The following is a 2,220-nucleotide window of genomic DNA, read 5'->3' as shown; positions in this document are numbered from 1 at the left end:
CGTCAATCTCTCTGGCAAGCTGGGCGTTCCCGGCTTTCTCGTAAAGTTCCACATTGTTCCATAGAGTAGCGCGGTCAGAGAAAGAGGGCGGGGCATGGGGCGGCAGTAGGATTTCCGTATGGACAACGCCGCGCTTGCGGGTGTAGTCATGGGTCATTCCGTCCCACTCGTTTGTGATTTTCTCGCCGCTTCGATAGGCGGCTGCGGCAACGGCTGACTTGCCTTTTCCTCGGCTCACAATGCCGATGTTACAATGGTAAATGGCTATGGGTATCACCTCCCGGATAGGATAACCAAACCCGCAAAAATGGTACAGACGCCAACGGCGGGTGTACTGTTTTTGTGGGTGTGCAGGGATAGCCGCGTAAGCGGCGCAAGGGGTGCAGCCCCTTGTTGCGGCAAAGCCGCCATATCGGAGCGCGGGGAAAGTTCCCTGTGCGGAGATACGCCCTCGGCAGAGCGCACACGCCCGCAAGGGTGTATAAGTGCGCCCTTTGTTCCAAAGGGATTATTCGCTTTTCCCGCCCTCGGTGCGTTTTTTCAGATAAGCCCGCGCTTCCTCGCTCGTCAGGGCAAGCCGGAGAAAGGCGGCGGCTTCCTCATCGGTCATGGTCTTGGCTTCCGGCACAATGCTCTCAAAGACTGCGCCTCGGACGACCAGCCGGTGGCTGCGCGTCCGGCGTTCCTCTTGGGATAACTTTTGCCGCAACACCTTTTCCCGATTTTCAAGCTGCCGGATTTTCTTCTTCCCGTCCTCAATCTCGGCTTGCAATTCCTCGCGTTTTTTTTCTCTCGGTTTCGTCATGGGTGGTCACTCCTTTCTACCTGTCGGCATAGAAAAAGGACAGTCGATTTCCTCGGCTGTCCTTTTGATTAGGGTGTTTGGTTTACTCCGTTCTGCTCAATAAATGGGAATATTAAATATCAATACGCCCTTTAATACATTCCTATTAAAACATCAGCTTCGATTGTCAAATGTGTGAGAGTACGCCAATCAACGCAATCTTTTTCAACGCAAAAGAGAAGCGGCGTCATTTCAATAAACGACATTCTTTGTTCTGATGACAACTGTACGGTGGCTGAAACCGTTTCTCTTGAAATGGTTTTAAGATATTTCTCAAAATATTCAACGACAGACTCATTTGAATAATCTGGATTTTTCAAGTGTGCTTGCACTTTAGTCCTGATTTCCCTCAAATGATTTTTCGTAGGAATTACTTTCACAACATATCCGTTAGGAGATAGCAATCGCTGAAATTCTTTGTAGTGTGCAGGCGAAAATATGTCTAAAATACAATCCATACTTCCGTCTTTCAAAGGGATTTTTGATAAGTCAGTAACAAACCACTTCACTGCTTTGCGCTTGTCTTTTTTTGATGCAATCTGTATTGCCTCCCTTGACAAGTCAAAGGCAAAGATGTTTCGTTCTGTTCTTTGCTGTATCTGCCTTGCATAGAAACCCTCGCCGCAACCAACATCTAAAATGTTTCTTATAGATGGCGTATCAGAAATAAACTGTATGATTTTCTCCAACACAACATCATACATGCCATACTCCAAAATTTGGTGCCGGTTGTCAAAAGACCGCTTGCTGTAGTTGGTTTTGGGCGATGATTTTAACAACAAATTTACATACCCATATCTTGAAATATCAAAGCAATGTCCATGTCTACAAATTAGGCTATTGCCTTGTATATCCATTGATTTTGTGCAAATTGGGCATTGAAAATAAACCTTGCTGTCTGCAAAGCGTGATAAATTATTATTCATTTGTTTTTCCTCCGTAATTACATCTCTGCTTCAATAAGCGAGTTATGCAATACGGATAACCGCAACATAACTCGCGGTTTTATCTTAATCTCATAAATGTAACCATTGTGTTGTCCTCCAATCAATTCCGCAGTATTACTCTGCTTTTAGAAAAAGTATAGCACAAAACTATGAACATTTCAACTCTATTTCAGCCTGTCGGCGACGTTGCTCTCTCTGGCATACCGCCGCGCCGCTTCCCGCCGTTCCTCGCTGTATGGGGCGGTCAGACGGAAAGAGAAGCGGCCTTTCTCAATGTCAAACTCCATGCAGCCCGTTTCCGGGTCTGCGTCGGTCTGGCGGCACACATCGGGGTGCTGCTCGGCATAGGCGGCAAGCCGCTTCTTCAAGTCGGTGTTGTGGGTACGGATATGGATCAACGGGTCTTTCTCATCAAACCAGATGTCTGTG

At 47.0% G+C, this 2,220-nt stretch carries 4 protein-coding genes; all 4 read right to left on the bottom strand.

What is annotated here, in order from left to right:
- A partial coding sequence (locus tag ACJMM9_RS10110; protein ID WP_405326326.1) for a MobA/MobL family protein occupies positions 1-277 on the bottom strand: 277 nt, incomplete at its 3' end.
- 231 nt (positions 278-508) lie between these two features.
- On the bottom strand, positions 509-805 hold the full coding sequence (locus ACJMM9_RS10105) for a DUF3847 domain-containing protein (RefSeq protein WP_002592867.1): 297 nt from the start codon (positions 803-805) through the stop codon (positions 509-511).
- A gap of 131 nt (positions 806-936) precedes the next feature.
- Positions 937-1,770, bottom strand: a complete 834-nt coding sequence (locus tag ACJMM9_RS10100; protein ID WP_002584969.1) for a methyltransferase domain-containing protein — start codon at positions 1,768-1,770, stop codon at positions 937-939.
- A 185-nt stretch (positions 1,771-1,955) separates the two neighbouring features.
- Positions 1,956-2,220 (bottom strand): hypothetical protein (locus tag ACJMM9_RS10095; RefSeq protein ID WP_405326323.1); only part of this gene is annotated, 265 nt, incomplete at its 5' end.

Origin of the sequence: Fibrobacter sp. (assembly GCF_045112255.1) — a bacterium.
Taxonomy (GTDB): Bacteria; Fibrobacterota; Fibrobacteria; order Fibrobacterales; family Fibrobacteraceae; genus Fibrobacter.
Note: the sequence above shows the minus strand (reverse complement) of the source record. Positions and strands in the feature narration are given on the sequence as shown.

Coding starts and splice junctions, on each gene's coding strand:
- ACJMM9_RS10100 (WP_002584969.1), bottom strand. CDS start 1,770: ATGAATAATAATTTATCACGCTTTGCAGACAGCAAGGTTTATTTTCAA.
- ACJMM9_RS10105 (WP_002592867.1), bottom strand. CDS start 805: ATGACGAAACCGAGAGAAAAAAAACGCGAGGAATTGCAAGCCGAGATT.